Source organism: Rhodohalobacter sp., assembly GCF_041686455.1.
Taxonomy (GTDB): domain Bacteria; phylum Bacteroidota; class Rhodothermia; order Balneolales; family Balneolaceae; genus Rhodohalobacter.
In genome coordinates this window covers 1-1,838 of sequence record NZ_JAWLDW010000189.1, presented here as the reverse complement: position 1 = coordinate 1,838, position 1,838 = coordinate 1, and the positions used below count along the sequence as shown (strand labels likewise).

Here is a 1,838-nt window from a genome sequence, read left to right as displayed (position 1 = left end):
TCACTTCTATCTACAAGTCTTCCTCCCGATATGTTATACCCTTCTGATGTACCTGTTGCCTGCTGCAATGACATCATGAACGTTGGCTGTGCAATATTATCCATCACCCAGTCAGCATAACTTTCTCCGGATACTTCTTCAAAAACAGCGGCAGCGAGAGTATAACCATATGTAGAATATTTATAGGAGGAACCCGGCTCGAAACACAGATCCTCATCTTCAAATATTTCTACGGCATCTTCAACACTGAAAGGCCCTGCTCCATGAGCACCTGTATTGTGCGAAGGCGAATTATTGTCAGGGCAATTTCTTTTAGTGGTATAGTGAGTAATACCCGCCCGGTGCGAAAGCAATTGCTTGATCGTGATATCCCCCTTTTGCCCGGAATCTGGCCAATAACTCACATAATCACTTACTTTATCATCAATAGAGAAATCATCATACTGTTCGTCGAGCTGCAATAGTGCAACTGCAGTTAAAGGCTTGGATATTGATGCCCACCTGAACACGTGATCAATATCCACTTCTTCCGTACGATCTAACGATGTATGACCATACCCGTTGATGTGAACAATTCTCCCGTTTTGGACAACTGCAACCGCTGCTCCCGGTATATTTTGCTTAATAATCTCATCCTGCACAACAGCATCAACATCTGGTAATGTTGCATCAGTCTCTAAATTATGACTCAGTTGCTCCAGTCCGGCACAACTCTTGAGAATTAAAATTATCAGTCCAAATAGTATAAGTTTAAGTTTCATGACAATTCTCTTTTAATGATAATTTAATAATTTTGATTGTTCAATATAAGAGCCCAAATTTTTTTTAAATTTATGATGATAGCTCCAGTACATTATTAATGCGTAAACTTGATCCTTTTTATATCATTTTTTTTTATTACTTCAGATAGATTTAAAAAACATCCTCTTCAATGTTATAAATACCAGCATAAGCCCGCTTTTCCCTTTGCCTGTATATCCATACACCGAATGTCTAACAACTATTTCAGTTTTCCAGACAGTACCAGATTCGGAACTAAGCCGCGAGAAGAAACTCAATTCAGACTGTAGGCCGCTTTACCGCCGTCATCTACCGGCCAGAGCTGACCAGATTGTGTTTCCAGGCGCATTTTTGGGAGAGGAATTCACGGTATACTGCGTTCATCCTGGAGAAAAAACCTCTGGCCATAAAAGCAGCATCGAATGTCCGGTTTCTCTGATCGAAAGGCATCACCATTCGCAAAACCGGTTATATGCTTATCGGAACCTGGTGCATCGAACATGACGTGGAACTACTTCACAACGATAAAGACTTCGATCAAATCGCCACTCAGCTGCCTTTGCGGGTGTATGTTTAGCTGGTGTTGTTTTTCTGCCTTCTCTGTCCAGATGATTTTCATTCAGCCAGTTTGTATTTCTTCCTGATCTCCTCATGTGACACAGCTCGTCCGGATTCTGAATCTTTAAGACCCTGCTCAATTGATTTTCGAACATAAATTTTATGCATCAAATCGTCCCAATTTGCATCATCGGGAAGATCATTTAGCATATTTTCGACTTCTATTTTTTAAAACTGTTTTCTCCATAGCTCTGTGGAATTAGGTTAAACTCTGCAGATATCCAGGTTTTCAAACAACTCCTTAGTGGTATCAAATTCTTTGAGTTTTTGACCTGCTTTGGCCTCGACAATTGCTTGATGAGTCGTTTCGTTGGGTATCTTCATTTCAAACGGAAGGCCATGCTGAACTTTCACCCGGTATCTATCGATTCCACCAGTTCATAAATCATATCGCCAACGGCATCGCCATACCCCCACCCGATTCCACCACAGGCCGCCTC

At 41.3% G+C, this 1,838-nt stretch carries 2 protein-coding genes; both read right to left on the bottom strand.

Annotated elements, in window-relative coordinates:
• A partial coding sequence (locus ACESM0_RS13325) for a serine hydrolase domain-containing protein (protein WP_372906695.1) occupies positions 1-761 on the bottom strand: 761 nt, incomplete at its 3' end.
• Between the two features lie 634 nt (positions 762-1,395).
• Complete coding sequence (locus tag ACESM0_RS13320) at positions 1,396-1,548, bottom strand: hypothetical protein (protein WP_372906694.1); 153 nt, start codon at positions 1,546-1,548, stop codon at positions 1,396-1,398.
• Positions 1,549-1,838: the final 290 nt, after the last annotated feature.

What these genes read in the sequence shown, in the direction of transcription:
- ACESM0_RS13320 (WP_372906694.1), bottom strand. Translation starts at nt 1,548, where the DNA reads ATGCTAAATGATCTTCCCGATGATGCAAATTGGGACGATTTGATGCAT.